Annotated in this window: 26 protein-coding genes; 13 read left to right on the top strand and 13 right to left on the bottom strand. The window is 64.5% G+C overall.

Translation table 11 applies throughout. From position 1 onward, the window contains the following. Window positions 1-81: 81 nt before the first annotated feature. From BM052_RS16985 to BM052_RS16960, 6 genes are all read right to left on the bottom strand, one after another. A complete protein-coding gene (locus tag BM052_RS16985; protein ID WP_091148813.1) occupies window positions 82-750 on the bottom strand; it encodes an inner membrane-spanning protein YciB in 669 nt (222 codons plus the stop codon). Beyond that, entirely contained in the window at window positions 750-1,715 is a 966-nt protein-coding gene (ftsY, locus tag BM052_RS16980; RefSeq protein ID WP_091148811.1) for a signal recognition particle-docking protein FtsY, read from the bottom strand. Before ftsY ends, BM052_RS16985 begins: the two co-directional genes overlap by 1 nt. Next, entirely contained in the window at window positions 1,712-2,890 is a 1,179-nt protein-coding gene (locus BM052_RS16975) for a MiaB/RimO family radical SAM methylthiotransferase (protein ID WP_091148810.1), read from the bottom strand. Before BM052_RS16975 ends, ftsY begins: the two co-directional genes overlap by 4 nt. Beyond that, on the bottom strand, window positions 2,887-3,717 hold the full coding sequence (dapF, locus tag BM052_RS16970; protein WP_091148808.1) for a diaminopimelate epimerase: 831 nt from the start codon (window positions 3,715-3,717) through the stop codon (window positions 2,887-2,889). The genes BM052_RS16975 and dapF overlap by 4 nt, the downstream gene beginning before the upstream one ends. 61 nt (window positions 3,718-3,778) lie before the next feature. Continuing rightward, entirely contained in the window at window positions 3,779-5,479 is a 1,701-nt protein-coding gene (locus tag BM052_RS16965; RefSeq protein ID WP_255406223.1) for a putative bifunctional diguanylate cyclase/phosphodiesterase, read from the bottom strand. 160 nt (window positions 5,480-5,639) lie between these two features. After that, window positions 5,640-6,575 (bottom strand): isopenicillin N synthase family dioxygenase, encoded by a 936-nt coding sequence (locus BM052_RS16960; RefSeq protein WP_091148806.1) that lies wholly within the window; start codon window positions 6,573-6,575, stop codon window positions 5,640-5,642. Window positions 6,576-6,653: 78 nt separating this feature from the next. Here BM052_RS16960 and BM052_RS16955 point away from each other — a divergent pair, with 78 nt between their 5' ends. Continuing rightward, window positions 6,654-7,079, top strand: coding sequence for an EVE domain-containing protein (locus BM052_RS16955; protein ID WP_091148804.1), 426 nt, complete (start codon window positions 6,654-6,656; stop codon window positions 7,077-7,079). Between the two features lie 171 nt (window positions 7,080-7,250). Next, window positions 7,251-7,478, top strand: coding sequence for a hypothetical protein (locus tag BM052_RS16950; RefSeq protein WP_091148802.1), 228 nt, complete (start codon window positions 7,251-7,253; stop codon window positions 7,476-7,478). A 7-nt stretch (window positions 7,479-7,485) separates the two neighbouring features. Here the strand turns inward: BM052_RS16950 and BM052_RS16945 are convergent, their stop codons facing one another. Beyond that, window positions 7,486-8,799: an MFS transporter gene (locus BM052_RS16945; protein ID WP_091148800.1), complete on the bottom strand. Its 1,314-nt coding sequence runs from the start codon at window positions 8,797-8,799 to the stop codon at window positions 7,486-7,488. Window positions 8,800-8,939: 140 nt separating this feature from the next. On the opposite strand from BM052_RS16945, the gene pgsA reads away from it, so the two are divergent. From pgsA to BM052_RS16930, 3 genes are all read left to right on the top strand, one after another. After that, window positions 8,940-9,533: a CDP-diacylglycerol--glycerol-3-phosphate 3-phosphatidyltransferase gene (gene pgsA / locus BM052_RS16940; protein WP_091148831.1), complete on the top strand. Its 594-nt coding sequence runs from the start codon at window positions 8,940-8,942 to the stop codon at window positions 9,531-9,533. 111 nt (window positions 9,534-9,644) lie between these two features. Beyond that, complete coding sequence (locus tag BM052_RS16935) at window positions 9,645-10,505, top strand: hypothetical protein (RefSeq protein WP_091148799.1); 861 nt, start codon at window positions 9,645-9,647, stop codon at window positions 10,503-10,505. 9 nt (window positions 10,506-10,514) lie between these two features. After that, complete coding sequence (locus BM052_RS16930; RefSeq protein WP_091148797.1) at window positions 10,515-11,147, top strand: hypothetical protein; 633 nt, start codon at window positions 10,515-10,517, stop codon at window positions 11,145-11,147. Between the two features lie 11 nt (window positions 11,148-11,158). Here BM052_RS16930 and BM052_RS16925 read toward each other — a convergent pair whose 3' ends face one another. The 5 genes from BM052_RS16925 to BM052_RS16905 form a co-directional block, all read right to left on the bottom strand. Further along, window positions 11,159-12,361: a DUF2279 domain-containing protein gene (locus BM052_RS16925; RefSeq protein ID WP_177198530.1), complete on the bottom strand. Its 1,203-nt coding sequence runs from the start codon at window positions 12,359-12,361 to the stop codon at window positions 11,159-11,161. 129 nt (window positions 12,362-12,490) lie between these two features. Further along, complete coding sequence (locus tag BM052_RS20015; protein ID WP_177198529.1) at window positions 12,491-12,661, bottom strand: hypothetical protein; 171 nt, start codon at window positions 12,659-12,661, stop codon at window positions 12,491-12,493. Between the two features lie 118 nt (window positions 12,662-12,779). Then, window positions 12,780-13,676, bottom strand: a complete 897-nt coding sequence (locus BM052_RS16915; protein ID WP_091148792.1) for a hydrogen peroxide-inducible genes activator — start codon at window positions 13,674-13,676, stop codon at window positions 12,780-12,782. Further along, window positions 13,673-14,881: a ribonuclease D gene (gene rnd, locus BM052_RS16910; protein ID WP_091148790.1), complete on the bottom strand. Its 1,209-nt coding sequence runs from the start codon at window positions 14,879-14,881 to the stop codon at window positions 13,673-13,675. Before rnd ends, BM052_RS16915 begins: the two co-directional genes overlap by 4 nt. Window positions 14,882-14,965: 84 nt before the next feature. Beyond that, window positions 14,966-15,202 (bottom strand): hypothetical protein, encoded by a 237-nt coding sequence (locus tag BM052_RS16905; protein WP_091148788.1) that lies wholly within the window; start codon window positions 15,200-15,202, stop codon window positions 14,966-14,968. A 202-nt stretch (window positions 15,203-15,404) separates the two neighbouring features. Between BM052_RS16905 and aspS the strand changes: the two genes are divergently transcribed. The 7 genes from aspS to BM052_RS16870 all read left to right on the top strand — a co-directional run bounded on the left by aspS (window position 15,405) and on the right by BM052_RS16870 (window position 21,845). Then, window positions 15,405-17,231, top strand: coding sequence for an aspartate--tRNA ligase (aspS, locus tag BM052_RS16900; RefSeq protein ID WP_091148829.1), 1,827 nt, complete (start codon window positions 15,405-15,407; stop codon window positions 17,229-17,231). 152 nt (window positions 17,232-17,383) lie between these two features. Then, window positions 17,384-17,803, top strand: coding sequence for a VOC family protein (locus BM052_RS16895; RefSeq protein ID WP_091148787.1), 420 nt, complete (start codon window positions 17,384-17,386; stop codon window positions 17,801-17,803). 92 nt (window positions 17,804-17,895) lie between these two features. After that, entirely contained in the window at window positions 17,896-18,132 is a 237-nt protein-coding gene (locus BM052_RS16890) for an acyl carrier protein (protein WP_007679564.1), read from the top strand. 131 nt (window positions 18,133-18,263) lie between these two features. Continuing rightward, window positions 18,264-19,526, top strand: a complete 1,263-nt coding sequence (gene fabF, locus BM052_RS16885) for a beta-ketoacyl-ACP synthase II (protein ID WP_091148785.1) — start codon at window positions 18,264-18,266, stop codon at window positions 19,524-19,526. 13 nt (window positions 19,527-19,539) lie between these two features. Continuing rightward, a complete protein-coding gene (mltG, locus tag BM052_RS16880; RefSeq protein WP_255406222.1) occupies window positions 19,540-20,514 on the top strand; it encodes an endolytic transglycosylase MltG in 975 nt (324 codons plus the stop codon). Between the two features lie 160 nt (window positions 20,515-20,674). Next, the gene (locus BM052_RS16875; RefSeq protein WP_177198528.1) at window positions 20,675-21,265 is read left to right on the top strand and encodes a cysteine peptidase family C39 domain-containing protein; all 591 of its coding nucleotides are present in this window, start codon (window positions 20,675-20,677) and stop codon (window positions 21,263-21,265) included. Then, the gene (locus BM052_RS16870) at window positions 21,234-21,845 is read left to right on the top strand and encodes a 2'-5' RNA ligase family protein (RefSeq protein ID WP_369821553.1); all 612 of its coding nucleotides are present in this window, start codon (window positions 21,234-21,236) and stop codon (window positions 21,843-21,845) included. Before BM052_RS16875 ends, BM052_RS16870 begins: the two co-directional genes overlap by 32 nt. 114 nt (window positions 21,846-21,959) lie before the next feature. Here the strand turns inward: BM052_RS16870 and BM052_RS16865 are convergent, their stop codons facing one another. Further along, the gene (locus tag BM052_RS16865) at window positions 21,960-23,183 is read right to left on the bottom strand and encodes an NADP-dependent isocitrate dehydrogenase (RefSeq protein WP_091148780.1); all 1,224 of its coding nucleotides are present in this window, start codon (window positions 23,181-23,183) and stop codon (window positions 21,960-21,962) included. Window positions 23,184-23,883: 700 nt separating this feature from the next. Between BM052_RS16865 and BM052_RS19660 the strand changes: the two genes are divergently transcribed. Continuing rightward, on the top strand, window positions 23,884-24,600 hold the full coding sequence (locus tag BM052_RS19660; protein ID WP_143084883.1) for a hypothetical protein: 717 nt from the start codon (window positions 23,884-23,886) through the stop codon (window positions 24,598-24,600). The last annotated feature ends 295 nt before the right edge of the window (window positions 24,601-24,895 follow it).

The following is a 24,895-nucleotide window of genomic DNA, read 5'->3' as shown; positions in this document are numbered from 1 at the left end:
CGAACCGCCCCTGGATTGCCGCGCCGCCTTCGGCGGCTCGCAAGGGGGTGAGTCTCGCATGGGGTTTCCAAGAGACCCCGTTCAATCGGTCGGCGGCGTCTCTATGAATTCCTCCTTCGCCTGCTCGCCCATGCCGTGTTTCAGGACCATCGGCAGCTGCGAGAAGGTGAACAGGAACGAGAGCACGGTGAAGCCCCAGAGCTTGGCCTGGAGCCAGGTGTCGAAGCTGACAGTGAAGACCAGCACCGTGTTGAGGGCGGCCAGGAACAGGAAGAACCAGGCCCAGTTGCGCGAAAGCTTGAACCAGCCTTCCTCGTCGAGCCCTTCGAAGGCGGATTGGAGCAGGATCCTCAGCATCGGTTTGCCGCGAAACAGGCCGACGAACAGGACGCCCGCGAACATCAGGTAGACCGCCGTGGGCTTGATCTGGATCCAGAAGGCATCATGGAACACCACTGTCAGCGCGCCGAAGCCGAGGATCAGGATCGTCGTCAGCCACAGCATCGGTGAAACGTGACCCAGCCGCCATTTCGAGACGATCAGGGCGATCACGGTCGCGCCCATGAAGGCGAAGGTGCCCTTGATGACGGCGGTGACGGTGCCGATGCCGCCGTTATCGCCGGCCGGCGAAAAATACCGGTAGGCAAGGAAGAAGACCAGCAGCGGGCCGAAATCGACGACCAGGTTGAACCAGGAGCTTTTGGGCCGTTCGGGACGGGGGAGATCGGACTTCAAGGTTTCGGTGCCCATCATGCAATTCCCGCGATGACGCGGGCCAGGAGGTCCGGGTTGAAGGGGCGCAAGTCGTCGATCTTCTCGCCGACGCCGATGGCGTGAATGGGAAGGCCGTACTGCTCGGCCGCCGCGACGAGCACGCCGCCGCGCGCTGTGCCGTCAAGCTTGGTCATTATCAGGCCGGAAACGCCCGCCACTTCCTTGAATATCTCGATCTGCGAGAGCGCGTTCTGGCCATTGGTGGCATCGAGCACGAGCACCACGTCGTGAGGCGCGGCCGGGTTGAGGCGGCCGAGCACGCGGTGGATCTTGGCAAGTTCGTCCATCAGTTCGCGCTTGTTCTGCAGGCGCCCGGCGGTATCGACGATCAGCGCGTCGATCCCCTGTTCGGTGGCCGCCTTGACCGCGTCGAACACCACCGAGGCGGGATCGCCGCCCTCCGGGCCCTTGACGATGGAAATTCCGAGCCGGTCCGCCCAGACGGCGAGCTGGCCGATCGCGGCGGCGCGGAATGTGTCGCCGGCCGCGAGCATGACCGAATAGTCCTGTTCCTGGAACAAGTGCGCGAGCTTGGCGATCGTCGTGGTCTTGCCCGAGCCATTGACGCCGATGACCAGGATCACTTGCGGGCGCGGGAAAGCCACGATGTCCAGCGGCTTGGCGACGGGGCGCAGGATCTCGGCGATCTCGCGGGCGACCACTTCCATGATCGCGCGCTCGTCGGCATCGCGCTCGAAGCGCTCCTCGGCCAGGCGCGCGCGGATGCGGGCGGCCGCGCGTGGGCCAAGATCCGACATAATCAGCGCATCTTCGAGATCGTCGAGCTGCGTTTCGTCAAGCCGGGTCTTGCCGACGATGCCGGCCAGGTTCTCGGTCAGTCGCTCGGAAGTCTTGCGGAACCCCCCGAACAGACGATCGGACCACTCGCTGCCCGCGATCCCGGCAGCTTGGTTGCTGGACGGCGAGCCGTCGGTACTCATGCTTCCAGTATTCCTTCGACTATCCTCGCGGGCGTGACGCGGATCAGCGAACCGGGCTGCGTGCCGGCGGGCAGGCGCACCGGCGCGAAGTTCTCCGCATGGCCGGTGCCGCCTTTTTCGGCAAGCACCCATAGCGGCTTGCCCACTTGGCCGGCAAGCCAGCTTTCCCGGACCCGGGCGACTCGTGCCCGCAGCTCGACGGCGCGTGCCTTGATGGTAGCGGCATCAAGCCGGGGCATGCGCGCGGCGGGCGTGCCGGCGCGCGCCGAATAGGGGAAGACGTGGCCGTGGACGATCTCCAGCGCATCCACGATCGAAAGGTTTTCCCGGTGGGCCGGCTCGTCCTCGGTCGGGAAACCGGCGATAAGGTCGGCACCGATGGCGATCCCGGGCCGGCGCGCGCGTAGCCGCTCGACCAGCGAGAGGGCATCGGTTCGGCTGTGGCGACGCTTCATCCGCTTGAGGATCAGGTCGTGCCCATGCTGCAGCGAAAGGTGGACATGCGGCATGACCCGCGTCTCTCCGGCGATCAGATCGAACAGGGCATCGTCCACTTCGGCGCCGTCGATCGATGACAGGCGCAGGCGCGGCAGCGCTGGGAAGCGCCCCAGGATCGCCTCGCACAGCGCGCCAAGGCGCGGGCCGTCCGGCAGGTCCGCGCCCCAGGAGGTGAGGTCGACGCCGGTGAGCACGATCTCGTTCACACCTGCGTCCAGATGCACGGCGACGTCTTCCAGCACTTCGGCGACAGAGCGCGAACGGCTGGGGCCGCGCCCTTGCGGAATCACGCAGAAAGTGCAGGCATGATCGCAGCCGTTCTGCACTTGGACGAAGCCGCGCGTATAGCGGCGGCGTTCGCGCGGGGCGGGCGATGCGGGAACGTTCCAGGCGCGCGGGTCGAGCTTGGCGATGTTGGGGACGATGCCGTCCACTTCGGGCATCGTCCCCAGCGTCTCGCGTTCGACTTCCGCCGCGCAGCCGGTTACGATCAGGCGCGCCTCGGGCCGGTCACGGCGGGCACGACGGATGGCTTGGCGCGTCTGGCGCACCGCCTCGGACGTCACCGCGCAGGAATTGATGACGACAAGATCCCGCGCCTCGCCCAGGAGGCCGCGCAAGGCCTCGCTCTCGGAGATATTGAGACGGCAGCCGAGCGAGTGGACTTCGACGCTCAAATGGCCAGCCCGTAATGCGCCGGATCGAAGCTGCCCCGGAAACTTTCCGTCGCGGGCCCGGTCATGACGATCCCGCCGTCCTCGCGCCATTCGATCGCCAGCGGGCCGCCGGGCAAAGTGACTGTCACGCGCCGGTCGACGAGCCCGCGCTTCATCGCGCCGATCGCCGTGGCACAGGCCCCCGTGCCGCAGGCGCGGGTGAGGCCGGCACCGCGTTCCCACACGCGCAGCGTGATGGCATCGCGCGCGGTTACGGCGGCGACGTTGACGTTGACGCGGTCGGGAAACAGGGGGTCGGTTTCGATCAGCGGGCCAAGGCGGGCCATGTCGATGGCATGGGGATCCTCGACAAAGAAGATCACATGCGGATTGCCGACATTGACCGCGATGGGATTCACCAGCTCTTCCCAGGCGACCGGCATGGCGTGGGTATCCATCGCATAGGCGAGGGGGATGGCGTTCCAATCGAAACTCGGCTTGCCCATCTCGACCGAGATGCCGCCGCCGGTCGGCGTTGCGATCACCAGCCCGCCCAGCGTCTCGATCCGCGCCGCGGCGCCGTGGAGCAGCCCGACCGCGCGGGTGGCATTGCCGCAGGCTTCCACTTCGCTGCCGTCCGCATTGAAGATGCGCATGCGAAAGTCACCGAGGTCGGATGGTTCGAGCAGGATCAACTGGTCGCAGCCGATCCCGGTATGGCGGTCGGCGAGAGCGGCGGCGAACGTGGCATCGACCGCAGGCAGGGCCTGTCCGGGATTGGCGCCGCGCGCGTCGAGCACGACGAAGTCGTTGCCCAGGCCGTGCATCTTGGTGAACTCGATCCGCATGGCGCGCGATCTAGGTCTTGGCGGGCTTCAGGTCCAGAGGCGATGCGGATCGCGGCACCCGTCAGGTGCGGTGCGCGCGCTTTTTTTCGGGTGCGGCCAGGTCGTCCGGGGGAACAAGGGGCGTGTCGCGCGGCGAAATATCCGGTATGCCCGATTTCGGCGCGGGTTCCCGGTCGGGGCATTCCAGCCATTCGGCCAGTTCGCGGGCCGGGCGCGGACGGCCGTAGAAGTAGCCTTGTCCCTTGATCCGGCCATATTGCATAAGATGTTCGAGGACGTCGCCGGTTTCTATCCCCTCGGCGGTGATCGGCAGGTCCAGTCCCTTGCCGAGCATGGCGATGGCATGGACGATGGCGGCGCTGTCCTTGTTTTCGACCAGGCTGGATACGAAGCTGCGGTCGATCTTGATGCCGTCGAAGGGCAGGCTGCGCAACTGCGCCAGCGAACTGTAGCCGGTGCCGAAATCGTCGAGCGTAACCTTGATCCCCTGGTTCTTGAGGCTGGCGATCAGCGAGCGGGCTTGCGCGACGTTCTGGTGCAGGCAGCTTTCGGTGATCTCGATCTCGAGCCGGTGCGGCGGAAAGTTCGCTTCGATCAGGAGCCGCAGCAGTTTCTGGGCGAACCACGGGTCGCGCAGTTGCAGCGGCGAGATGTTGACGGCCAGCGTCAGGCGACTGTCCCAGGTCTTGGCGTCTTCCAGCGCCTGGGCGATCACGTTTTCGGACAAGGCGGCAATGGCGCCGATGCTTTCGGCGACGGGAATGAATATCTCGGGCGAGACGATGCCGAAATACGGCGAATTCCAGCGGGCCAGCATTTCGAAACCCGTCAGCTCGCCGGTCTGCAGGTCGATCTGCTGCTCGTAGAAGGGCACGAACTCCCCGCGCGCGATGCCCTGGCGGATGCCGCGTTCCAGTTCGGTGCGAAAGCGCATCTCGTCGGCCATCTGCGCCTCGAACCAGTAGAAGCCGTTCCGGCCCTGGCGCTTGGCGTGGTACATGGCGATATCGGCCATTTCGAGCAGGGCGCGCGCATCCAACGGTTCGTCGTCGATACGCGGGATATCGGAGCGCGCCAGGCCGATCGAGGCTGTGACCTTGATGTCGATGGCATTGATCCGCGCGCTCTTGCCGATGGCTTCCAGCAGGGTCGAGGCGACCTGGTCGATCGCTTCGTCGCGGGCGCTGTCGAAAACGAAGGCCGCCGCGAATTCGTCACCGCCGATTCGGCCGATCAGGGCATACTTGGGCAGGCTGGCGGCAATCCGCCGGGAGCACTCGCGCAGCAGGAGATCGCCGGTATTGTGGCCGTTGAAGTCGTTGACTTGTTTGAAATCGTCGAGGTCGATCATCATCGCGACGGCGGTCTGGCCATTTTCCGTCGCCGCCGCGATCATCCTGTTGACGCTGTCGTTGAAGCTGCGGCGGTTGAGGAAGCCGGTGAGCGGGTCGGTTTCGGCCATGCGCCGCGCCTGCCTTTCGGCGGCCTTGCGCAGCTGGATTTCCTCGCAGAGCTGGCGGTAGCGGCTCCAGCCGAAGATGATGATGGCGATATTGAGCAGGAAAGCATCGAGGATGAAACTGTCCGGGCCGGGCGCGCGGTGCAGCAGCGAATCGACCACCTTGGGGCCGACTATGCTTCCCGTCGCCACGAACAGCAGGATCGCAGCGGTAACGATGCCGAGCGCAACGACATCGACTTGCCGTTCGCTGTCGACCGTATCGCTCGAGTCCCCAGCATACCCGGCCACTGCTGCCTTCACCTGAACGTCCCCCTTGGCGTGCAACCCTGGCGCGGACGCTAATCGATTACTCTGAAATTTCCGTTAAGTAGTGGAACTTAGCCCAGTCCAAAATTAATGTCTTGGTACGGATTGCGTGAGGGCTTCGTCCGTTCCAGCCGCATGCTCCGGCCCCTGCGGATCAGGCTATGAGGCCGATTTCCCGCAGCCGTTCCTGCAGGTAATCGTCGGCGGTAATCGCATCGGGGTAGCGATCGGGGTTTTCCGCATCGATGCATTGGGGCAGCGTCACGAACCTGAAGTCGCTGCGCAAGTGCAGGAAGAACGGCATGGAATAGCGGCTATGCGTGGCGCGGTCGCCGGACGGGTTGCGCACCCGGTGCGTCGTCGAAGGCAGCACGTGGTTCGTCAGCCGTTGCAGCATGTCGCCGATGTTGACCACCATCGCGCCTTCCGGCGGAGCGACCGAAAGCCACCGCCCGTTCTTGCCGAGCAGTTCAAGCCCCGCTTCCTCCGCGCCGAGCAGCAGGGTGATGAGGTTGATGTCCTCGTGCGCGCCGGCGCGGATGGCGCCGCCGGCATTTTCGCCCACTGGCGGATAGTGCAGCAGGCGCAGCACCGAGTTTCCATCGTCGATGGCCGGATCGAACCAGCCGGGGTCGAGCCCCAGGTCGGTGGCGATGGCCGAGAGCACTTTCGCCCCGGCTTGGTCGAACTGCGCGTAGATCCGGGTGAAAGTATCGCGGAAGCCCTCGATTTCGTCGGGCCAGAGATTGGGCGGCATCGTGGCCGCCAGCGGCGAGCCTTCGGGCAAGTCGCGGCCGACGTGCCAGAATTCCTTGAGATCCCGCTCGGTCGCGCCCTTGGCCACTTCGGTGCGGAACGGGGTGTAGCCGCGCGCGCCGCCCTGGCCGGGCAGGAAGTACTTCATCTTGGTTTCGATCGGCAGCGCGAAGAATTCCCGGGTCAGTTCCCAGGCCCGGTCGATCAGGTCGCGCTCGATCCCGTGGTCGCGGATCATCGCGAACCCGAATGTCCGGAAACTCTCGCCGACCAGCGCCGGCAAGCTGTCGCGATCCGCCTCAAGGCTCAGGACGGGGATTTCAGCAAGGTCCATGATGGTGCAATCCGTGGTGAATCGTTATGCGGCGCCTGTAACGGTCTATCGGCAATACTCGAAATGGAAAGGCGACGCATGTCCAAGCGCTACTGGCTGATGAAATCCGAACCGGACGCCTATGGCTGGGACGATCTGGTGGCCGAGGGCGAGGGGACCTGGGACGGGGTGCGCAACCATCGCGCCGCGGGGAACCTGCGCGCGATGCAAGTGGGCGACGAGGCGTTCTTCTATCATTCGAACATCGGCAAGGAGATCGTCGGCGTGGTCACGATCAGTCAGGCGGGATTGGCCGATCCGACCGATCCCGACGGCAAGTGGGCCGCAGTGAAGGTGAAGCCGGTCCGCAAGCTCTCCCATCCCGTCACGCTCAAGCAGATCAAGGCGGACCCGGCGCTGGGCGAAATCGAACTGGTCAAGCTTTCGCGCCTTTCGGTGGCCGTCATCACGCCCGGGGAATGGGAATACATCCTGGCTTTGTCCGAGGCCGAGCCCGAAGGCTGAATCCAAGCACCGGACAGTACTGGAAAGGCCGCCCGTTGGCGGCCTTTTTCGTGAGATACCGGCCGTTTACCGATCCACCGAAAGCCACGCACCAGTCAGGCTCGTCCCGTTTTGGGATGGCCGGTTCAAGCATCTTGGCAGAATGGTAAACAAAACCTTAAGACGTGCATCATGAAGAGAATGACACGTCGCGCGCTTGTGCTCACGCAGGAGGGTGCCGGGCATCCGTTTCGGCGCTCGCTGCCTCCGCACGTCTTCACCCAGCCGCTGGGGATCGACATGGAGGCGGAGGCGAACGCGCGCGCTGCCCGGCGCTGGTGGGCGAGCGGGGGCGATTGGCGCGGCTTTCTTGCCGCCTATTGCGCCAGCTTCGTCGCGGTGAGCATCTTTATCGCCTGAGCGGTATTCAAGCCGTGGCCGCCGCGCGTTCGGCGCGGAACAGCAGGTAGCCGAGCCAGGCGGAAGCGCCGCAGCTGAGCGCCACGATCAGCAGTTGCTGAACCACTTTGAGGCCCAGGAAAGTCATCAGCCCGGTCAGCAGCGCGCCGACCACCATTGCCCCGGAATTGACGATATTGTTGGCCGCGATCGTGCGCGCGGTCTGGGACTTTTCGACGAAAGTCGTGAGGAACGCGTAAAGCGGCACCACGAACATGCCGCCGCAGATGGCGATGCCGAGCAGCGTCAGCATCAGCGGGACCGCCAGCGACTGGACCACGAAGGTGGAAACGTCCATCAGCGCTTCGGGTCCGCTATGGGGCGGCCAGACCGAGCAGACTTCCTGGAACGCCACCAGGAACACGCCCATGCCGATGACCGACACCGGAGACCACCGGGCGGAAACGGTGCCCTTGAGCAGGGCGTTGATCGCCACCGAACCGATCGCGACGCCCACCGAGAAGATCACCAGGAACAGGCTGGCCACTTCCTTGCTGGCCATCAGGATGTTCTTGGCGAGGGGCGGGAACTGGATGAACAGCACGGTGCCGATCGCCCAGAAGAAGCTGATCGCGCAGATGGCCAGGTAGACCCGGCGGTCGCGCATGGTCGTGCGCACCAGCGCGATCGAAGAGCGCAGCACGTGAAAGTCGATCGGCTCGGGCTTGCACAAGGGCGGGGCCGAAGGGACCCTGCAGCCGGAAAGAAAGCCCACGGCGGCAACCGCGACGACGGCGACCGCGGCGGCTTCGACGCTGATCCAGCCCGCGACGATGGTGCCGGCCAGGACCGCGAGGTAAGTGCCCGCCTCGACCATGCCGGTGCCCGCCAGAACCTCCCCTTCCTTCAGGTGCTGGGGCAGGATCGCGTACTTGATCGGGCCGAAGAAGGTGGAATGGACGCCCATCGCGAAAAGCGCCAGCAGCATCAGCGGAATCGCCAGCGCATGCAGCGCGATTCCCTGCCAGGCCAGCGCGAGACCGGCACCGCCCACCACCATGATGGCGATCTCGCAAGCCTTGATGACCCGGATCAGCCGGGCCTTGTCGCGCATGTCGGCCATTTGCCCGGCCAGGGCGGAAAGCAGGAAGAAGGGGATGATGAAGATCGCGGAGGCCAGCGCGCTGAAGCGGGCTTCCTGCGCCTCGGAGTGGTACACCTCGTACACCACGTAGAGAATCATCGCGTTTTTGAACAGGTTATCGTTGAACGCGCCGAGCAACTGGGTGACGAACAGCGGAAGGAAGCGTCGAGCCCGGATGAGATGGGTCGTCGTGGTCATGTCGGCCCTGTGGTCATATCGGAACTGCAGCTGGCCTCATCATCCCTCGTTGCGCGGACACATAATGAGGTGCGCGGGGCGCACAACCCCTGATCGGCACTTTATTCCATGCTCGCTTCGAGGCTATGGGGCACAAAGACATGCTGACCCTGCCGAATATACTTACCCTTTCGCGAATCCTCGCGCTTCCGCTGCTGGCTTTCCTGCTGTGGTGGCCGAAGTGGGAATTCGGCTATGGTCTGGCGTTCGCGCTCTATTGCCTGATGGGGATAACCGACTATTTCGACGGCTATCTCGCCCGTTCGAGCGGCGCCGTCTCCAGGCTCGGCATTTTCCTGGATCCGATCGCGGACAAGATCATGGTTGCCGCGGTGATCCTGGTGCTGACGGCGCAGGGCATTCTTACCGGGCCCTACGTGGGCGACATGCATGTGATCGCCGGGCTCGTCATCCTGGTGCGGGAGATCGCCGTTTCAGGCCTGCGCGAATTCCTGGGCGGGCTTCAGGTCTCGGTGCCGGTCAGCAAGCTGGCCAAGTGGAAGACGACCTTCCAGCTGGTTTCGCTGGGCGCCTTGATCCTGGGCGCGGCAATGCCCTGGTGGAACATCACGATCGGCAGCCTGCCGATCAACATTCCACATACGGTGGGACTGACCACTCTGTGGGGAGCAGCGGGGCTGACGCTGGTTACCGGCTGGGATTACCTGCGGGTCGGTCTCAAGCATATGGATTGAACATCGCGCTTGCCGATCGAATAAAGGCTGAACTCGTGCCCGCCGCGGCGCATTGTGCCCGCGCTTCGCGTGGTCCAGACTGGCTCGATACTTGAGAGGAACGAGTCGGCCATGGCGATAGCGATTTCCAAGTCGGTCGGGAGGAACGGGGTCAACCTGCCGGGGGATGTGAAAACCGTCCGTCAATTGCTCAACACTTTTCTCAAGAACACGGGAAAGCCCGCGCTCGCGGCGAACGCAAGTGTCGACGATGCGATGCTGGCGGCTATCGAGGCTTTCCAGTCGCAAGTGATGAAATTTCCCCATCCCGATGGCCGGATCGACCCCGGCGGCAAGACGATCACCGCGCTGGTCGCGCAGTCGGAGACGCAAACCGGGCCGGCGGCTGCTCCCACCGCTTCCGCCGGCACGCCGTCCGCGTCCGGCGCGATCTCCGTCACCTATGGCAATGTCGACAAGAAGTTGCAGCTCGTCAGCCCCTACAGCATCGCCGTCGTCGTCAAGGCATTGGCGATGGCGAAGATGAATGCGGCGGTGATTACCAGCACGCTGCGCCTGCCGGCCGACCAGGCACGGATCATGTACGGCAATGCGAAGTCCAACCTTGCCAACCAGTTCAACCTCTACGGTCCGACCGGGGACGAAGTTCTCAAGGTTTTCAAGGATAACCGTGACAAGCCGGAGAGCCAGGTCATCGACCTGATGCGCCTGAAGATCGAGGAGCAGCTCGGCAAGGGCCGCCAGGTCTCTCGCCATGTCGCGACCATCGCCGGCTACGGCAGGCTGAACGTCTTCGACATAGGATTGAACAGCACCAGGAAGGCGGCGGGTTCCACTTTCAGCTTGGAGAAACTGACCAATGCCTTCGTGCAATTGAAGAAGGACGGCTATATCCAGACATTCATCGACGAGACCGCGAAGTCCAACACCTGCTGGCACCTGGAAATCGTGCCGAACTCAAAGCCGCTGTAGGCGCGCATCATGGCAAAGTGGCTGGCGCTGGGCGCCTTGGCATTGGTGGGAGCCGGAGCGGCACTCCACTTCGCGGCGCCCACCGCATCGGGCCCGGATGGAGCGGGGCCGGGCGTGCCGTCAAAGGCGGCGACCGGCGATTGCGCGGTGGAGACCGTCTCGTCGCGGCAGGAGCTTGAGGCGCTGCGGGAAAAGCCCCGGGTACTGGTCTCTTCCTGGCGGGATCCCGACAGCGGCGAGCCGGTGGTACGCGATCTGGTCGATTTCGGGGATGGCACGACAGTCGTGGTCGAGCAGCAGAACTGCGCGATCGCCAATCTCAGGGTGACGCTGCTCTCGCCGTTGGCGATGCCCGATGACCGCCAGCTGACGCGCATGGCGGCGGTGCTGGCGCTGACGCCGCTATGGAAGCGGCAATTCGCCTCGCTCGATCCGCGCAAGATGCTGCGCGGGGAGCTTGCCTCCGAAGCGTTTCGCAAGGGGCTCGCCCAGGGGCGGTCGTTCGATTACGCCACGCATGCGCTGCCGCCGGCCGGCGAGAACGACGAGGCGGTCGTCTCGTTCATGACCGATGAAGAAGCGCCGGCGCCTTTCCGCAGTTCCCTGACGCTGACGATCGCCGCCTCGCCCGAAGGCGGATAGCCGCCTGCGGGTCAGTTCCCCAGGCGTCCGGTGGTGTCGTAGCGGATCGAGGTATAGGGGAGCTGGAGATAGTCCAGCACCGCGCGGCCCGCTTTGCCGAAGCCCGAATTCGATTCGCCAAACAGCAATTCACCCACGTTGAGGCCGAGGCCGACGAAAAGGTGGCGCTTGGGTTCGCGGCCCGCCGCGCGATCCTCGTTGAGGAATCTCGAGGCGAAATAGCCCACCTGCAAATCGACGAAGCGTAGCGGAGTGCGGCGCAGCCCTGGAAAGCCCGCGCCCTTGAGCGAGAACATGAAGCGCTGCTGGGCATAATGCGGCTTTCCGGCGCGGGTGTAGAATTGATCGTTCGGAACGATCTCCACCTTGAACGAAACCTTTTCCTTCACTCCCGGCACCGTGTTGCGCAGCACCGAGAAGGCCGCGCCCGCGATGTTCATGGTCACGTCCTGCATCGAATAGCCGGCGTCCGGCTCGATGGCGTCGGAAATCTCGTTGAGCGCCATGAACCCGGCGGCCATGATGCCGGCCGTCAGGGCATCGCCCTGCGAAGCATTGGTCGTCTCGTGGAGGCGGGCGTGAATGATGTCGGCCAGCAGGTAAGTGTTGAAGGCGTGCGCGAGCTTGTCGACGCCGACGTTGGAGGTGTTCTTGCCGAACCAGCCTTCGTCGTGAAAATGGAAGGATGAGGTTTCCTTGAAGAACTTCGAGCCACTCTGCACGCTGAAATAGGCGCCCACCAACAGCAGTTCGGTGGTGATCGTTCCGGCCTGCTTGAAGAAACCGCGATGCGTGGCGTATTCGCCGGGTACGTGATCGGCCCAGGCGCGCTTTGCGGGGGTCGGCGGCCCCATCGGGCAATCGCCCCGGCAGGCGCCCTCGGCGAGGGCAATGCGATATCCACGCTCGTCAGGGGCGATCGCAAGCGCTTCGCGGCGGCGCAGGTCCGACAGGTCCCAATCGGCGGCGGCCTGTCCCGAGGGAGCGATATCCATTGTCTCGCACCCGGGCGCCGCCAGGCCGGCGCAGGCGATCGGCGCGAGGGGCTGGGCAACCTCAAGCCGGGCGGCCGCCTCGGCTCCAGGCAACGTGACTTCGGCAGCGTTCGCCGGCGGGGCGATGCCGGCCGCAGGCAGCGCCGGCGCCTGGATGGCCGGCGCCTGGATGGCCGATGTCCGGATAGAGGGTATCGCGGGATCGATGGACTCCGCCATCGCTGGAGCCGAAATCGTGGAAAACGTCAGGGCAACGGCCGTCCTGCTGGAAAAACGCATAATACTCCCGCCGGCGAATTCAAACCATGCGCAATGTCGAAACGCCCGGTTCAGCGAACCGCGATCTATTCAAAGTCGGTTGCGACGACGAACGTTTTGATCGAAGACCAGCGGCCATTGCAGTTGCCGGCCAGTCAATAGGAATGTTCTGGCGCCGGTCAAGCCGTTGTTGTCATTGCCGATCTTGGTCAGGAGATCCAAGATTTGGCGACGGGCTTTCCCGCCGATCGCAAATTCCATCGATCTGAACTCGTGTTCCCTTTCCTTCGTCAATTGCGCGCCGCCGAAGACGGTGCCCGCAATTCAGGGCTGTGGCCGGCGAAGTTGGCCAGGGCGGCCAGGTGCCTTGGCGAAGGCCCTATCCCGCCCGCAGTTCGTCCGCCAGCATCCGGAATTCGTCGGAGCGCGGTGAGTTCCGGCGCCATATCAATGCGATCTCGCGGTTGGCGTTGGGCGCGAGCAGGGGGCGGGCGACGACGTTGGTGCCGTTGAGGATGCCCGCGTCCAGCGCCATTTCGGGCAGCATCGTCAGGCCAAGTCCATTGTCGACCATTTGCACCAGCGTATGCAGCGACGTACCGATCATCGTTGCCGAGGCGCGCAGTTCCGGGCGATTGCAGGCGGCCAGCGCATGGTCCTTCAGGCAGTGGCCATCCTCCAGCAGCAGCAGCCGATGCTCGTCGATGATGTCCGGGCTCACTTCATCGGGTGGATTGCGCGGATCGTCGTGCGGGAAGGCGACGAAGAAGGCGTCGAGTTCGATCGTCTCCTTCTCCACGTCGCCGGTGGCGTAGGGCAGGGCCAGCAGCACGCAGTCCGCTCGCCCGTGGTTGAGCGATTCGATCGCCGCCTGGCTCGGTTCCTCGCGCAGGAACAGCTTGAGGTTCGGCCGTTCGCGGCGCAGCCGCGGGAGCATCCTTGGCAGCAGGAACGGCGCGATCGTGGGGATCACGCTCATCCGCACTTCGCCGGAAAGCGGCTTGCCGCTCGATCGCACGAGGTCGGAAAGTTCCTCCGTCTCGCGCAGGATGCGATGCGCCTTGGTTACCACGGAATTGCCCAGCGGCGTGAAGCGCACGGCCCGCTTGCTGCGTTCGACCAGGGTGACGCCCAGCAGCGCCTCAAGGTCGCGCAGGCCGGCCGAGAGCGTGGATTGCGAAACGAAGCAGGCATCGGCGGCCCGGCCGAAGTGGCCGTGCTCATGCAGCGCGACAAGGTACTGAAGCTGCTTGAGCGTCGGCTGATAGACCGTCATGACGCGGGCTGGTCGTCCGAAACCTCGCCGGCGGCCACATCGTCGACATGGGTCATCTTCAGCTTGCCGTTCTCCACCGCGAAGGCGAGCTTGCCCTCGACCAGGTCCAGCGCATCGTGGCCGAAGATGTCATAGCGCCAGCCCTGCAGCATCGCGAGGTTCTTGCGCACCCCGGCGGCCAGCATTTCCAGTTCGTCGCTGCGGGCCAGCAGGCGCGCGGCGGCGTCGATCTCGCGCGCGCGGATCTTGAGCAGCAGTTTGAGCAGGTCGGCGACGAGCGCGCCTTCCTTGCCGAGGGGAGCCCCGCGCGGCGTGCGCGGCGGCAGTTCGTCCTCGGGCAGCGGCCCCGCCGCGGCGATGGCGTTCATCAGCCGCCTGCCGATCTCGTTGTCCTTCCACCCTTGCGAGAACCCGCGCACTTTGGCGAGGTCCGCCTGCTGCTTCGGAGGGTGACTGGCCAGGTCGGCAAGGGTTTCGTCCCGCGCGATGCGCCCGCGCGGGATGTTCTTGCCCTGCGCTTCGTGTTCGCGCCACGCGGCGATCGCCTTGAGCCGGCCGAGCATCGCCGGATTGCGCCCCGCGGCCTTGATCCGTTTCCACGCCTGGGCGGGATCGTTGCGATAGTTCTCCGGATCGGCCAGCTTTTCCATCTCCTGGTCCAGCCATTCGCCGCGCCCGGTCTTCATCAGGCGCTTGAGAATCTTGGGGAAGATCTTCGACAAGTGCGTGACGTCGCCAATCGCGTATTCGATCTGGCGCTCGGTCAGCGGCCGGCGCGACCAGTCGGTGAAGCGCGCGCCCTTGTCGATGGTCAGGCCCAGCCACGATTCCACCAGGTTCGAATAGCCGATTTGCTCGGACTGGCTGATCGCCATCATTGCGATCTGGGTGTCGAAGATCGGGTGCGGCGTGCGGCCGGTGGCGTTGTAGATGATCTCCACGTCCTGTCCCCCGGCGTGGAAGACCTTCAGCACGTCCTCATTGTCGGTAAGCAGGTCCAGCAGCGGCTTGAGGTCGATGCCTTCCGCCTTGGGATCGATCGCGGCGGCTTCCTGGGTATCGGCGATCTGCACCAGGCAAAGCTCGGGCCAATACGTGTTTTCCCGCATGAATTCGGTGTCGACGACGATGAAGTCGGCCTGCGCGAGGCGCGCGCAAAGATCCGCGAGTTCCTGGCTGTCGGTTATCAGAGGATGAATTTTCATTGAACAGGGGCGTTACGCCTAACAGGACAGGGGATCAACGTTCGCGTTAACGATTCCGTGCGGTGAACGGGGGATCGTGCGCGACTAATGGCGGCGCAGGAGACGTTGCAGCAGGCTGGGCCGTGTCGTCGCCGCGAGCTCGGCGATGCTTTCCGGCGTGACCAGGCGGTGGCGCAGCTGAGTTCCGGTGGCATGGGCGGCGCGGAAGTCCCGCCCGATTTCGGCGGCGCCGTGGTTCGTTCCGTCCTCATGCATGATAGCATCGATTGAAAGGCGGAATTCGTTGTCCGCGACGTCGTCTACAGCGACGTTTGTCAACATTGATTGACTCCAGATGACCCTGGGGATCACGAATAGCGGGCAATGGTTTATTCGTGGTTACCGGGGTTCATTCGCGGTAACCGGCGCCTTCCTCGCGGTCGTATCGAGGGGTGCGGGAAAACGGTATCTGGAAATCGGGCCGGCACTCGACTAGGGGGCACGGCTTGCACATCCGTTTACAGTGAAGAAGCGCGAAACCGCCATGACCCATCCTTATCGCTCCCATACCTGCGGCGCCCTGACTTCGGCCGAAGTCGGCCAGGCGGTTCGCCTTTCCGGCTGGGTCCATCGCAAGCGCGATCACGGCGGGGTGCTGTTCGTCGACCTGCGCGATCATTACGGCATCACCCAGGTGGTTGCCGATACCGACAGCGCCGCGCTGGGGTTGCTCGATTCCCTGCGGCTGGAATCGGTCGTGACCATCGAGGGCGAGGTGAAGGCGCGCAGCGCCGCGACCGTGAACCCGAACCTCGCCACCGGCGCGATCGAAGTCTACGCGCGCTCGGCCACGGTCCTTTCCCGGGCCGAGGAACTGCCGATGCCCGTCGCCGGGGAGCAGGACTATCCCGAGGACATCCGCCTCAAGTACCGCTTCCTCGACTTGCGGCGCGAGACGCTGCACGCCAATATCGTCAAGCGCACCAGGATCATCTCGGACATGCGCAAGCGCATGGAAGCGATCGGCTTCACCGAATATTCGACTCCGATCCTGACCGCGTCCTCGCCCGAGGGCGCGCGCGACTTCCTGGTGCCGAGCCGTATCCATGCCGGCAAGTTCTATGCGCTGCCGCAGGCGCCGCAGCAGTACAAGCAGCTGCTGATGGTCGCCGGTTTCGACCGGTACTTCCAGATCGCCCCGTGCTTCCGCGACGAAGACCCGCGCGCCGACCGCCTGCCGGGCGAGTTCTACCAGCTCGACCTGGAGATGAGCTTCGTTACCCAGGAAGAGATCTGGGAGACGATGGAACCGGTGCTCCAGGGCGTCTTCGCCGAATTCGCCGAGGGCAAGCCGGTGACGCCTTCGGGCGAATTCCGCCGGATTCCCTATGCCCAGGCGATGCTGGACTATGGCTCGGACAAGCCAGACCTCAGGAACCCGCTGCTGATCCGCGATGTGACCGGGCACTTCGCCGAATCCGGTTTCGGCATCTTCGCCGGCATCGTCGCGGGCGGCGGCGTCATTCGCGCGATCCCCGCACCCGGCGCTGGGGCGGGCAGCCGCAAGTTCTTCGACGACACGAACAACTGGGCGCGCGCCGAGGGCTTCTCCGGCCTTGGCTATATCAACATCAAGGACGGCGTTCCGGGCGGCCCGATCGCCAAGAACCATGGCGAGGACAAGACCGCCGCCCTGATCGCGGCGCTGGGTCTCGGTCCCAACGACGGCGTTTTCTTCGCCGCCGGCAAGCCGGAGCAGGCCGCCAGGCTGGCCGGCCTTGCCCGTACCCGCGTCGCCGAGCAGCTCGACCTGATCGACAAGGACCGCTTCGAACTGTGCTGGATCGTCGATTTCCCGTTCTTCGAATGGGATGAGGACAACAAGAAGCTGGATTTCGCGCACAACCCCTTCTCGATGCCGCAGGGCGGGATGGAGGCGCTGGCCGGCGCGGATCCGCTCGCCATCAAGGCGTTCCAGTATGACCTCGTCTGCAATGGCTACGAAATCGCCTCCGGTTCGATCCGCAACCAGACACCGGAGCTGATGGTCGCCGCGTTCGAGAAGGTCGGCCTTTCGAAGCAGGACGTGGAGGAGCGCTTCGGCGGCCTCTACCGCGCCTTCCAGTACGGTGCGCCGCCGCATGGCGGCATGGCGGCCGGCGTCGATCGCATCGTCATGCTGCTCTGCGGAGCCCAGAACCTGCGCGAAATCACGCTGTTCCCGATGAACCAGCGCGCCGAGGACCTGCTGATGGGCGCACCCTCGCCGGCCGAGCTGAAGCAGCTGCGCGAACTGCACTTGCGGGTGGTGGATGCGGTGAAGCCTGCGGCAAGTGCGCCGGGCAGGGTGGTCGCGCCCGACGCGGGCTGATAGACTGCGGTCGCCTGAAATGGGTAGGCCGGCCCCGGTTGGGCCGGTCCGCCCGTCGATCACGCGACGGGTGACCAGGTAGCCTGCGGGCGAGCCCCATGGCCTTGAAGCCGGAACGAGCGTCGTTCCGGCAAGGCACGGAGCTTTGACCGATGACGCAGCATATCTCCCTCATCACCCTGGGCGTGGCCGAACTGGCCCGCGCCAAGGCCTTCTACCGCATGGGTTTCGGCTGGGAGCCAGTGTTCGAGACGGCGGACGTGGCGTTCTTCCAGATGAACGGGTTCGTCTTCGCGATCTGGGACAAGACCCAGCTTGAACAGGACATGGCGCGGCCTTGCGCGCCTGCCGGCAGCTTCGCGCTTGCCCACAACGTGGAGAGCGCGCAGGCGGTGGACGCGGTGATCGACCGGCTCGTCGCGGCCGGCGCGACGCTTTTGCGCCCGGCGGATCCGCCGCCCCACGGCGGCTATCGCGGCTACGTCGCCGATCCGGACGGCCATGCCTGGGAAATCGCCTGGAATCCGGCCTGGACGGTCGACGCGGCAGGGCACGTGCGGTTCGCCCTTTAGGCGATCTTGTCGTGTGCCCCTTGCCAGCGCGTCCCCCAGTGATTAGGGCGACTGGCGAGATTTAATCCTCCGGATTGTGAAGGGGTCATAGAATGAGCGATACCGCCGATCGGGTTAAGAAGATCGTCGTCGAGCACCTGGGCGTGGAAGCCGAGAAGGTTACCGAAGATGCCAGCTTCATCGATGACCTGGGCGCTGACTCGCTCGACATCGTCGAGCTGGTCATGGCCTTCGAGGAAGAATTCGGGGTCGAGATCCCTGACGATGCTGCCGAGAAGATCAGCACCGTTTCCGATGCCATCAAGTACATTGAGGAAAACAAGGGCTGAGCCAGGCCTTCCGGCCTTGGCGTCTTCCCCGCATGGGGGCGCGGGGCCGGACCCGGATTGAAATCAACAGGCTCGACCTCTAAGGGGGCGGGCCTGTTGCCGTTTCGGCCAATCGCTTTTCGGAGAGCATAATGCGTCGTGTCGTCGTAACCGGTCTCGGTCTTGTCACTCCCCTGGGGGCTGACGTGGAGACCACCTGGGCCAACATCCTTGCGGGCAAGAGCGGGGCGGGCCCGATCACCAAGTTCGATGCGTCGGATCAGAAATGCCGCATCGCCTGCGAGGTGAAGCCGGCCGACCACGCATACGGCTTCGATGCCAACAAGCGTGTCGACCACAAGGTGCAGCGGCAGGTCGATCCCTTCATTGTCTTCGGCATCGATGCCGCGGGCCAGGCGATCGAGGATGCCGGTCTCACCGACATGGACGACGCGACCAGGCTGATGGCCGGCTGCTCGATCGGTTCGGGCATCGGCGGCCTGCCGGGCATCGAGAGCGAATCGCTGGTCCTGGCGGCGAAGGGCCCGGGCCGGGTAAGCCCGCACTTCGTCCACGGTCGCCTCATCAACCTGATCTCCGGCCAGGTCTCGATCAAGTACGGGCTGATGGGGCCGAACCACGCGGTCGTCACCGCCTGTTCCACCGGCGCGCACTCGATCGGCGACGCGGCGCGCATGATTAAGGACGGCGATGCCGACATCATGCTGGCGGGCGGCGCCGAATCGACGATCTGCCCGATCGGTATCGCCGGCTTCGCGCAGGCCCGCGCGCTCTCGACCGCTTTCAACGACGAGCCGACCAAGGCCAGCCGTCCCTACGACCAGGCCCGCGACGGCTTCGTCATGGGGGAGGGCGCCGGCGTCGTCGTGCTGGAGGAGTACGAACACGCCAAGGCGCGCGGCGCCAGGATCTACTGCGAGGTGATCGGCTACGGCCTCTCGGGCGATGCCTATCACGTCACCGCACCGCACCCGGAAGGATCGGGCGCGTATCGCTCGATGGCGATGGCGCTGCGCAAGGCCGGTCTCGAACCCAAGGACATCGACTACATCAACGCCCACGGCACATCGACGCCGCTTGGCGACGAGCTGGAACTGGGCGCGGTGCGCCGGCTGTTCGGCGATGCCATCGAAACCGTTTCGATGAGCTCCACCAAGTCGGCGATCGGGCACCTGCTCGGCGGCGCGGGCGCGGTCGAATCGATCTTCTGCATCCTTGCGCTGCGCGACCAGATCGTGCCGCCCACGCTCAACCTCGATAACCCCAGCGAGAGCTGCCAGGGCGTCGACCTGGTGCCCCACACCGCGAAGAAGCGGCAGGTGCGCGCCGTGCTCAACAACAGCTTCGGGTTCGGCGGCACCAACGCCAGCCTGGTGATGCGCAAGCTCGATTGAGGTTGCACAGGCGATGATGTCCCGGCGCGGATGCGTCCTGGCCGTGGCCGTCGCCGCAGCCCTGCTGCTGGCCCTGTGGAGCCTATTGGGCGGCTGGTACGGCTCGGGTCCGCTGGAGAAGGACCAGAACTTCATCGTTCCCAACGGCGCCAGCCTGAGTGCGGTGGCCGAGCGGCTGGAGCAGAAGGGAGTGATCCGCTCCGCCGGCGGGTTCGTCCTGCGCGCCCGCATTTTCGGCGGCGGCGGCGGCATCAAGGCGGGCGAGTTCGCCATTCCCGCGCATGCCAGCCCGGCGCGCGTCCTGGCGATCATCTCCAGCGACGAGGTGATCCGCCGCTTCGTCACCATTCCCGAAGGCATGCCCGCGATCATGGTGCAGGAACGGCTGATGGCGGTGCCGCAACTGACCGGCGAGGTCGCCGCGCCGGAGGAAGGCTCGGTCCTGCCGGACAGCTATGCCTTCGAAAGTCGCGAGCCGCGCGAGGCGGTGCTGCGCCGGATGCAGGCGGCGATGAGCCGGACGCTCAAGGAGTTGTGGGCCAGGCGCGCGCCGAACCTGGTCGTCAAGACGCCGGAGCAAGCGCTGGTGCTCGCCTCGATCGTCGAGAAGGAGACCGGCAAGCCCGCGGAACGCCGCATGGTCGCCGGCCTCTATTCCAATCGCCTGCGCACTGGAATGCTGCTCCAGGCCGATCCGACGATCATCTACCCGATCACGCGCGGCAAGCCGCTGGGCCGCCGCATCCTCCAGTCCGAGATCCAGGCGGTCAACGACTACAACACATATACCATGGTCGGCCTGCCCAGGTATCCGATCACCAATCCGGGCAAGGCCTCGATCGAGGCGGTGCTGCACCCGGCCGATACCGACGCGCTCTACATGGTGGCGGACGGCACCGGCGGGCATGCCTTCGCCAGCACGCTGGAACAGCACAACGCCAACGTCGCCAAGTGGTTCGCGATCAGGCGCGAGCGCGGCGAGTTGTAAGGCGCCGATGCTTCGCGCGCGGTCAGCCTCGCAGTTGGCCTCGTACTTGGCCTCTTACTTGGCTTTGACTCTCGGTCGAGCCGTGCCATAAGCGCCCCGTTCCATCGTCAACGGACGAGGAACGCGGGTCGCTTCGATGGCATTGGGAGAGGACCGCGCGATGGGATGGATTGTTCAGGAAAAGGCAGGCCGCACGTTCGACGTGCTCATTCAGGATCAGGAGGCGGATTGCGGGCTGTGCTGCGTCGCCATGGTGGTGAACCTGATCGTCGGCGGCAAGCCGACCTCTGCGATGGTGAAGAAAAACCTTCCCACGGGCGCCTATTCGCCTTCGACCAAGGACCGCGTCGGCTTTGCCCCTTCGCTGCTGTCGAGCGTGCTTACCGATACCTCGTTCCATTCCACCGGCACGTATCTCACCAGCCTGCAGGGCGCGCTGGCGGCATGGAAGATCAAGAGCGAGTATTGCAGCCCTTCCTCGAACGTGCAGCAGGCGATCCTGAACGCCAAGGCGGGCGAGCCGATCATCTGCCATGTGACGTGGAACAACGGCGTCGGCCACTGGGTGGTGATTACCCATTCGATGGGCAATTCGCACTACATCCTCGATCCCTACTGGGGCCTTCAGATCAACAGCGATACGACCCAGTACAAGGGCCTGCTGCAATCGCCCCTGAACGCGGGATCGGTAACGCCGGTAACATATGGAACCTGGAGCGGTGAATGGCTCAAGATCACCGGGACCGGTTGACGCGGGAGCCGGGCGGAAGCTGAGCAGGGCGGCCGGCGACTGGATCGCGACTGGCCCGCGCCAGCCCGGCGCGCCGCTGCTCGTCACCGCCGAACTGCCGCCCGACGTGCTCGCCTGGGCCGATGCGCTGCGGCGCGCGCACTATCCGCCCGAACGCAACCGCCTGCGCGCCCACGTCACCCTGTTTCACGCGCTTCCGCCCTCGATCGAAGCGGAACTGCTGCAAGTGCTCGGCGATCTCGCCCGCGAGGCGCCGCCGCCGGCGCGCATCGCCGGGCTCATGAAGCTGGACCAGGGAACCGCGCTGACGGTGGAAAGCCCGCGGCTGGTCGCGCTCCACGCCCGGATCGCGGAACGCATGCACGGCCTCCTGACCCATCAGGACACCCGCGAACTGCGCCCGCACGTGACGATCCAGAACAAGGTCGCACCGCTCGCCGCCAAAGCCTTGCAGGCCCAGCTCGCGCCCGCATTGCAGCCTGTCCCGTTCCACTTTCGCGGCTTCGGTCTCTATGCCTGGGAGGAGGGCTTGTGGCGCCCGATCCGCATCATGGCGTTTCGCGGCGCCTTTCGCGGCTGATCGCCCGCGGCGATTGCGACTCTTCTCCCCCTGGAGGGGGGCGATTGATGCATTCCATTCATCGCAGCCTGGCACGACCCCGGACCGTCACATCCCGGGGTCGGTCGCGAGGCTTCAGGCCTCCTTGGCCATTTCCTTCTCGAGATTCGCGACGATCGCCTCGAAGAACTGCTCGGTGGTCATCCAGCTCTGATCGGGGCCGATCAGCAGCGCGAGGTCCTTGGTCATCTTGCCCTCCTCGACCGTTTCGATGCAGACGCGTTCGAGCGTTTCGGCGAACTTCACCACTTCGGGCGTCCCGTCGAACTTGCCGCGATACATCAGGCCGCGAGTCCAGGCGAAGATCGAGGCGATCGGGTTGGTGGAGGTCGACTTGCCCTGCTGGTGCTGGCGATAGTGACGCGTGACGGTGCCGTGGGCGGCTTCGGCTTCCACGGTCTTGCCGTCGGGCGCCATCAGCACCGAGGTCATCAGGCCGAGCGAGCCGAAGCCCTGGGCGACGGTGTCGGACTGGACGTCGCCGTCGTAGTTCTTGCAGGCCCAGACGAACTTGCCCGACCACTTGAGCGCCGAGGCGACCATGTCGTCGATCAGGCGGTGTTCGTAGACGATGCCCTTGGCCTTGAACTGCGCGGCGAAGCCCTCGCTATCGAAGACTTCCTGGAACAGGTCCTTGAAGCGGCCGTCATAGGCCTTCAGGATCGTGTTCTTGGTCGAAAGGTAGACCGGCCAACCCAGCGAGAGGCCATAGTTGAACGAGGCGCGGGCGAAGTCGCGGATCGAATCGTCAAGGTTGTACATCGCCATGGCGACGCCCGCGGACGGGAAGTCGAACACGTCGAGGTCGATCTTCTCGCCGCTCTCGCCGTCCCACACCAGGCGCAGCTTGCCGGGGCCGGGGATCAGCGTGTCGGTGGCGCGGTACTGGTCGCCGAAGGCGTGGCGGCCGACGACGATCGGGTCGGTCCAGCCCGGCACCAGGCGGGGAACGTTGGAGATCACGATCGGCTCGCGGAAGACGACGCCGCCCAGGATGTTGCGGATCGTGCCGTTGGGCGATTTCCACATCTTCTTGAGGCTGAATTCCTCGACCCGGGCTTCGTCGGGCGTGATCGTGGCGCACTTGACGGCGACGCCGTACTGCTTGGTGGCATTGGCGGCATCGACGGTGATCTGGTCGTCGGTCTCGTCGCGCCTGGTGACCGAGAGATCGTAATACTTGAGGTCTATATCGAGATAGGGGAGGATCAGGCGTTCACGAATCCACTGCCAGATGATCCGCGTCATTTCATCGCCGTCCATTTCGACGATGGGATTCGCAACCTTGATCTTTGCCATGCGTGAAAGCTCCCCTGGGGATGAGAATTTGGCCGTCTCTTAGGCAGGCGGCGGACGCATAGCAAGGCAAGTATTGGCCCTGCCATCGGCCCCTGCCATCGGTTTCGGGCGCGGCGTTGACGCGGCCAAGCGGGCGGAAAGTCCGACGGCGGGTTACAGGCAGGCGACAAGGCGTGGATCGCCGGTACGGCAACGCCGCCGGTTCGGATTCGCCGCATCTTGCACCGAGCCAGGCGACAACCCCGCGCCGGCGTCCGGCTGCTTGGATTGAATGACTGGGACGGCCGATTGCGGAAAAGTGGCTTCGGAGTTTGTGGCGCACAATTGCTGCCGCGAGGCCGTGTCGGAAAACCTCGTCGGGAGGGGTTTTCGACACTTTCTCAATCCGACAGGGTTTATCGCACGCGCCCTTCAATGTGAAGAGCATGGAACGGCTCAGGCGGAGTGTTTTTGGCTGAAGTGTGCGGTCACCTGTCGTAAAAGATGTGATTTCCGTCAGCTATAAGCTGCTGGGCGGCCGCCGCCCAGAGATGGTCATTTAGAGCCCGCAAGTGATGTGCTGGAGCATCGAGCCTTCAATCTGGTGCATATCCGGCGGCTTTGAGGAAGTTTCAGCATTCTTGTGGCAGGTAGGCGTCGTTCGACCAAAGCAAAGAATGTGCTAACAACCGGCTACCGGCATGATAGAATAGGCAGCAGAATGGTGAAGCAGAAGGTCGTCGCTTTCCTCGATATTCTGGGCTGGAAGAGCTTGGTTGCGTCGGCGGAAGCCGATCCAACAGCAGCTGCGGGTGTAGTCCAAACTGCACTCCGGATCATGCGCGAGACGCCTTGCAACAATTCGCATCACGGCGTGTATTTCTCGGTTTTTTCGGACTCTCTGCTCATTTCGGCTGATCCAACCCCCGGCGGGTTGAGCGCTGTGCTCCAAATGGCCGAGTCGGTGAGCATGAACTTGATCTCACAGTGTGAGGTATTGGTTCGCGGTGGGATCGTCCTCGGTCCTCTTTTTCATAACGAGAGAGGCGAATGGGGATCAGCCTTGGCTGGCGCGCATCAGCTTTGCGAGATGAAAGGCGCTCCGGGGCGTATCGCGTGTTCAAACGAGGTCGCTCAACTTGTTGAAGTTATCTACCGAGAGAACAGCGCGCAGTTGCTTCGCAGCCATCGCATTCGTGGCAGGGCCGAACACTACATCAACACTTTATGGCATTTCGAGTATCCCGATCCACGCAATCCCCGCCCTGGACAACTGGCATTAGAGGGCGAAGCTGAACGCATTGCTGCTCTAATTCGCCGGAACTTGACATCACACCGCCCTGCGAAGGTTAAGCGCAAATGGCTTTGGTTCCGAGCCTCTTGGAATCGGAGCGTTCGTCGTCACGGGGTTCTCACGAAAGTCCCGAGGGCCACCTAGCCGCTGCTTTGCAAAACCACTTTCATTGCACGGTTTTGCGCGTTCGGCTGCAGCCGCCGCAATATTTGCAACTGGTCGGCGCTGATCCGCAGCTTACCCTGCCGACAATAAGGTGAAAAGCGACGAACCGCCCTCAATCGCGTAACGGTGGCCACTGGCGTTTGGTATGAATGATGGTGAGAACCCAGATGGTATCGCCGTAAATCCCAAAGGTAATCCCCCGGCTATGCCGGGGAGACCATCATAGTTTGACGTATCCGGGAACCCATCGCGACATTTGCTTTCGTGAGCCGCC

Source organism: Novosphingobium sp. CF614 (assembly GCF_900113255.1).
Lineage (GTDB): Bacteria > Pseudomonadota > Alphaproteobacteria > Sphingomonadales > Sphingomonadaceae > Novosphingobium.
Note: the sequence above shows the minus strand (reverse complement) of the source record. Positions and strands in the feature narration are given on the sequence as shown.

Coding starts and splice junctions, on each gene's coding strand:
- BM052_RS16985 (WP_091148813.1), bottom strand. CDS start 750: ATGGGCACCGAAACCTTGAAGTCCGATCTCCCCCGTCCCGAACGGCCC.
- ftsY (WP_091148811.1), bottom strand. CDS start 1,715: ATGAGTACCGACGGCTCGCCGTCCAGCAACCAAGCTGCCGGGATCGCG.
- dapF (WP_091148808.1), bottom strand. CDS start 3,717: ATGCGGATCGAGTTCACCAAGATGCACGGCCTGGGCAACGACTTCGTC.
- BM052_RS16960 (WP_091148806.1), bottom strand. CDS start 6,575: ATGGACCTTGCTGAAATCCCCGTCCTGAGCCTTGAGGCGGATCGCGAC.
- BM052_RS16955 (WP_091148804.1), top strand. CDS start 6,654: ATGTCCAAGCGCTACTGGCTGATGAAATCCGAACCGGACGCCTATGGC.
- BM052_RS16950 (WP_091148802.1), top strand. CDS start 7,251: ATGAAGAGAATGACACGTCGCGCGCTTGTGCTCACGCAGGAGGGTGCC.
- BM052_RS16945 (WP_091148800.1), bottom strand. CDS start 8,799: ATGACCACGACGACCCATCTCATCCGGGCTCGACGCTTCCTTCCGCTG.
- pgsA (WP_091148831.1), top strand. CDS start 8,940: ATGCTGACCCTGCCGAATATACTTACCCTTTCGCGAATCCTCGCGCTT.
- BM052_RS16935 (WP_091148799.1), top strand. CDS start 9,645: ATGGCGATAGCGATTTCCAAGTCGGTCGGGAGGAACGGGGTCAACCTG.
- BM052_RS16930 (WP_091148797.1), top strand. CDS start 10,515: ATGGCAAAGTGGCTGGCGCTGGGCGCCTTGGCATTGGTGGGAGCCGGA.
- BM052_RS16925 (WP_177198530.1), bottom strand. CDS start 12,361: ATGGCGGAGTCCATCGATCCCGCGATACCCTCTATCCGGACATCGGCC.
- BM052_RS20015 (WP_177198529.1), bottom strand. CDS start 12,661: ATGGAATTTGCGATCGGCGGGAAAGCCCGTCGCCAAATCTTGGATCTC.
- BM052_RS16915 (WP_091148792.1), bottom strand. CDS start 13,676: ATGACGGTCTATCAGCCGACGCTCAAGCAGCTTCAGTACCTTGTCGCG.
- rnd (WP_091148790.1), bottom strand. CDS start 14,881: ATGAAAATTCATCCTCTGATAACCGACAGCCAGGAACTCGCGGATCTT.
- BM052_RS16905 (WP_091148788.1), bottom strand. CDS start 15,202: ATGTTGACAAACGTCGCTGTAGACGACGTCGCGGACAACGAATTCCGC.
- aspS (WP_091148829.1), top strand. CDS start 15,405: ATGACCCATCCTTATCGCTCCCATACCTGCGGCGCCCTGACTTCGGCC.
- BM052_RS16895 (WP_091148787.1), top strand. CDS start 17,384: ATGACGCAGCATATCTCCCTCATCACCCTGGGCGTGGCCGAACTGGCC.
- BM052_RS16890 (WP_007679564.1), top strand. CDS start 17,896: ATGAGCGATACCGCCGATCGGGTTAAGAAGATCGTCGTCGAGCACCTG.
- fabF (WP_091148785.1), top strand. CDS start 18,264: ATGCGTCGTGTCGTCGTAACCGGTCTCGGTCTTGTCACTCCCCTGGGG.
- mltG (WP_255406222.1), top strand. CDS start 19,540: ATGATGTCCCGGCGCGGATGCGTCCTGGCCGTGGCCGTCGCCGCAGCC.
- BM052_RS16875 (WP_177198528.1), top strand. CDS start 20,675: ATGGGATGGATTGTTCAGGAAAAGGCAGGCCGCACGTTCGACGTGCTC.
- BM052_RS16865 (WP_091148780.1), bottom strand. CDS start 23,183: ATGGCAAAGATCAAGGTTGCGAATCCCATCGTCGAAATGGACGGCGAT.
- BM052_RS19660 (WP_143084883.1), top strand. CDS start 23,884: ATGGTGAAGCAGAAGGTCGTCGCTTTCCTCGATATTCTGGGCTGGAAG.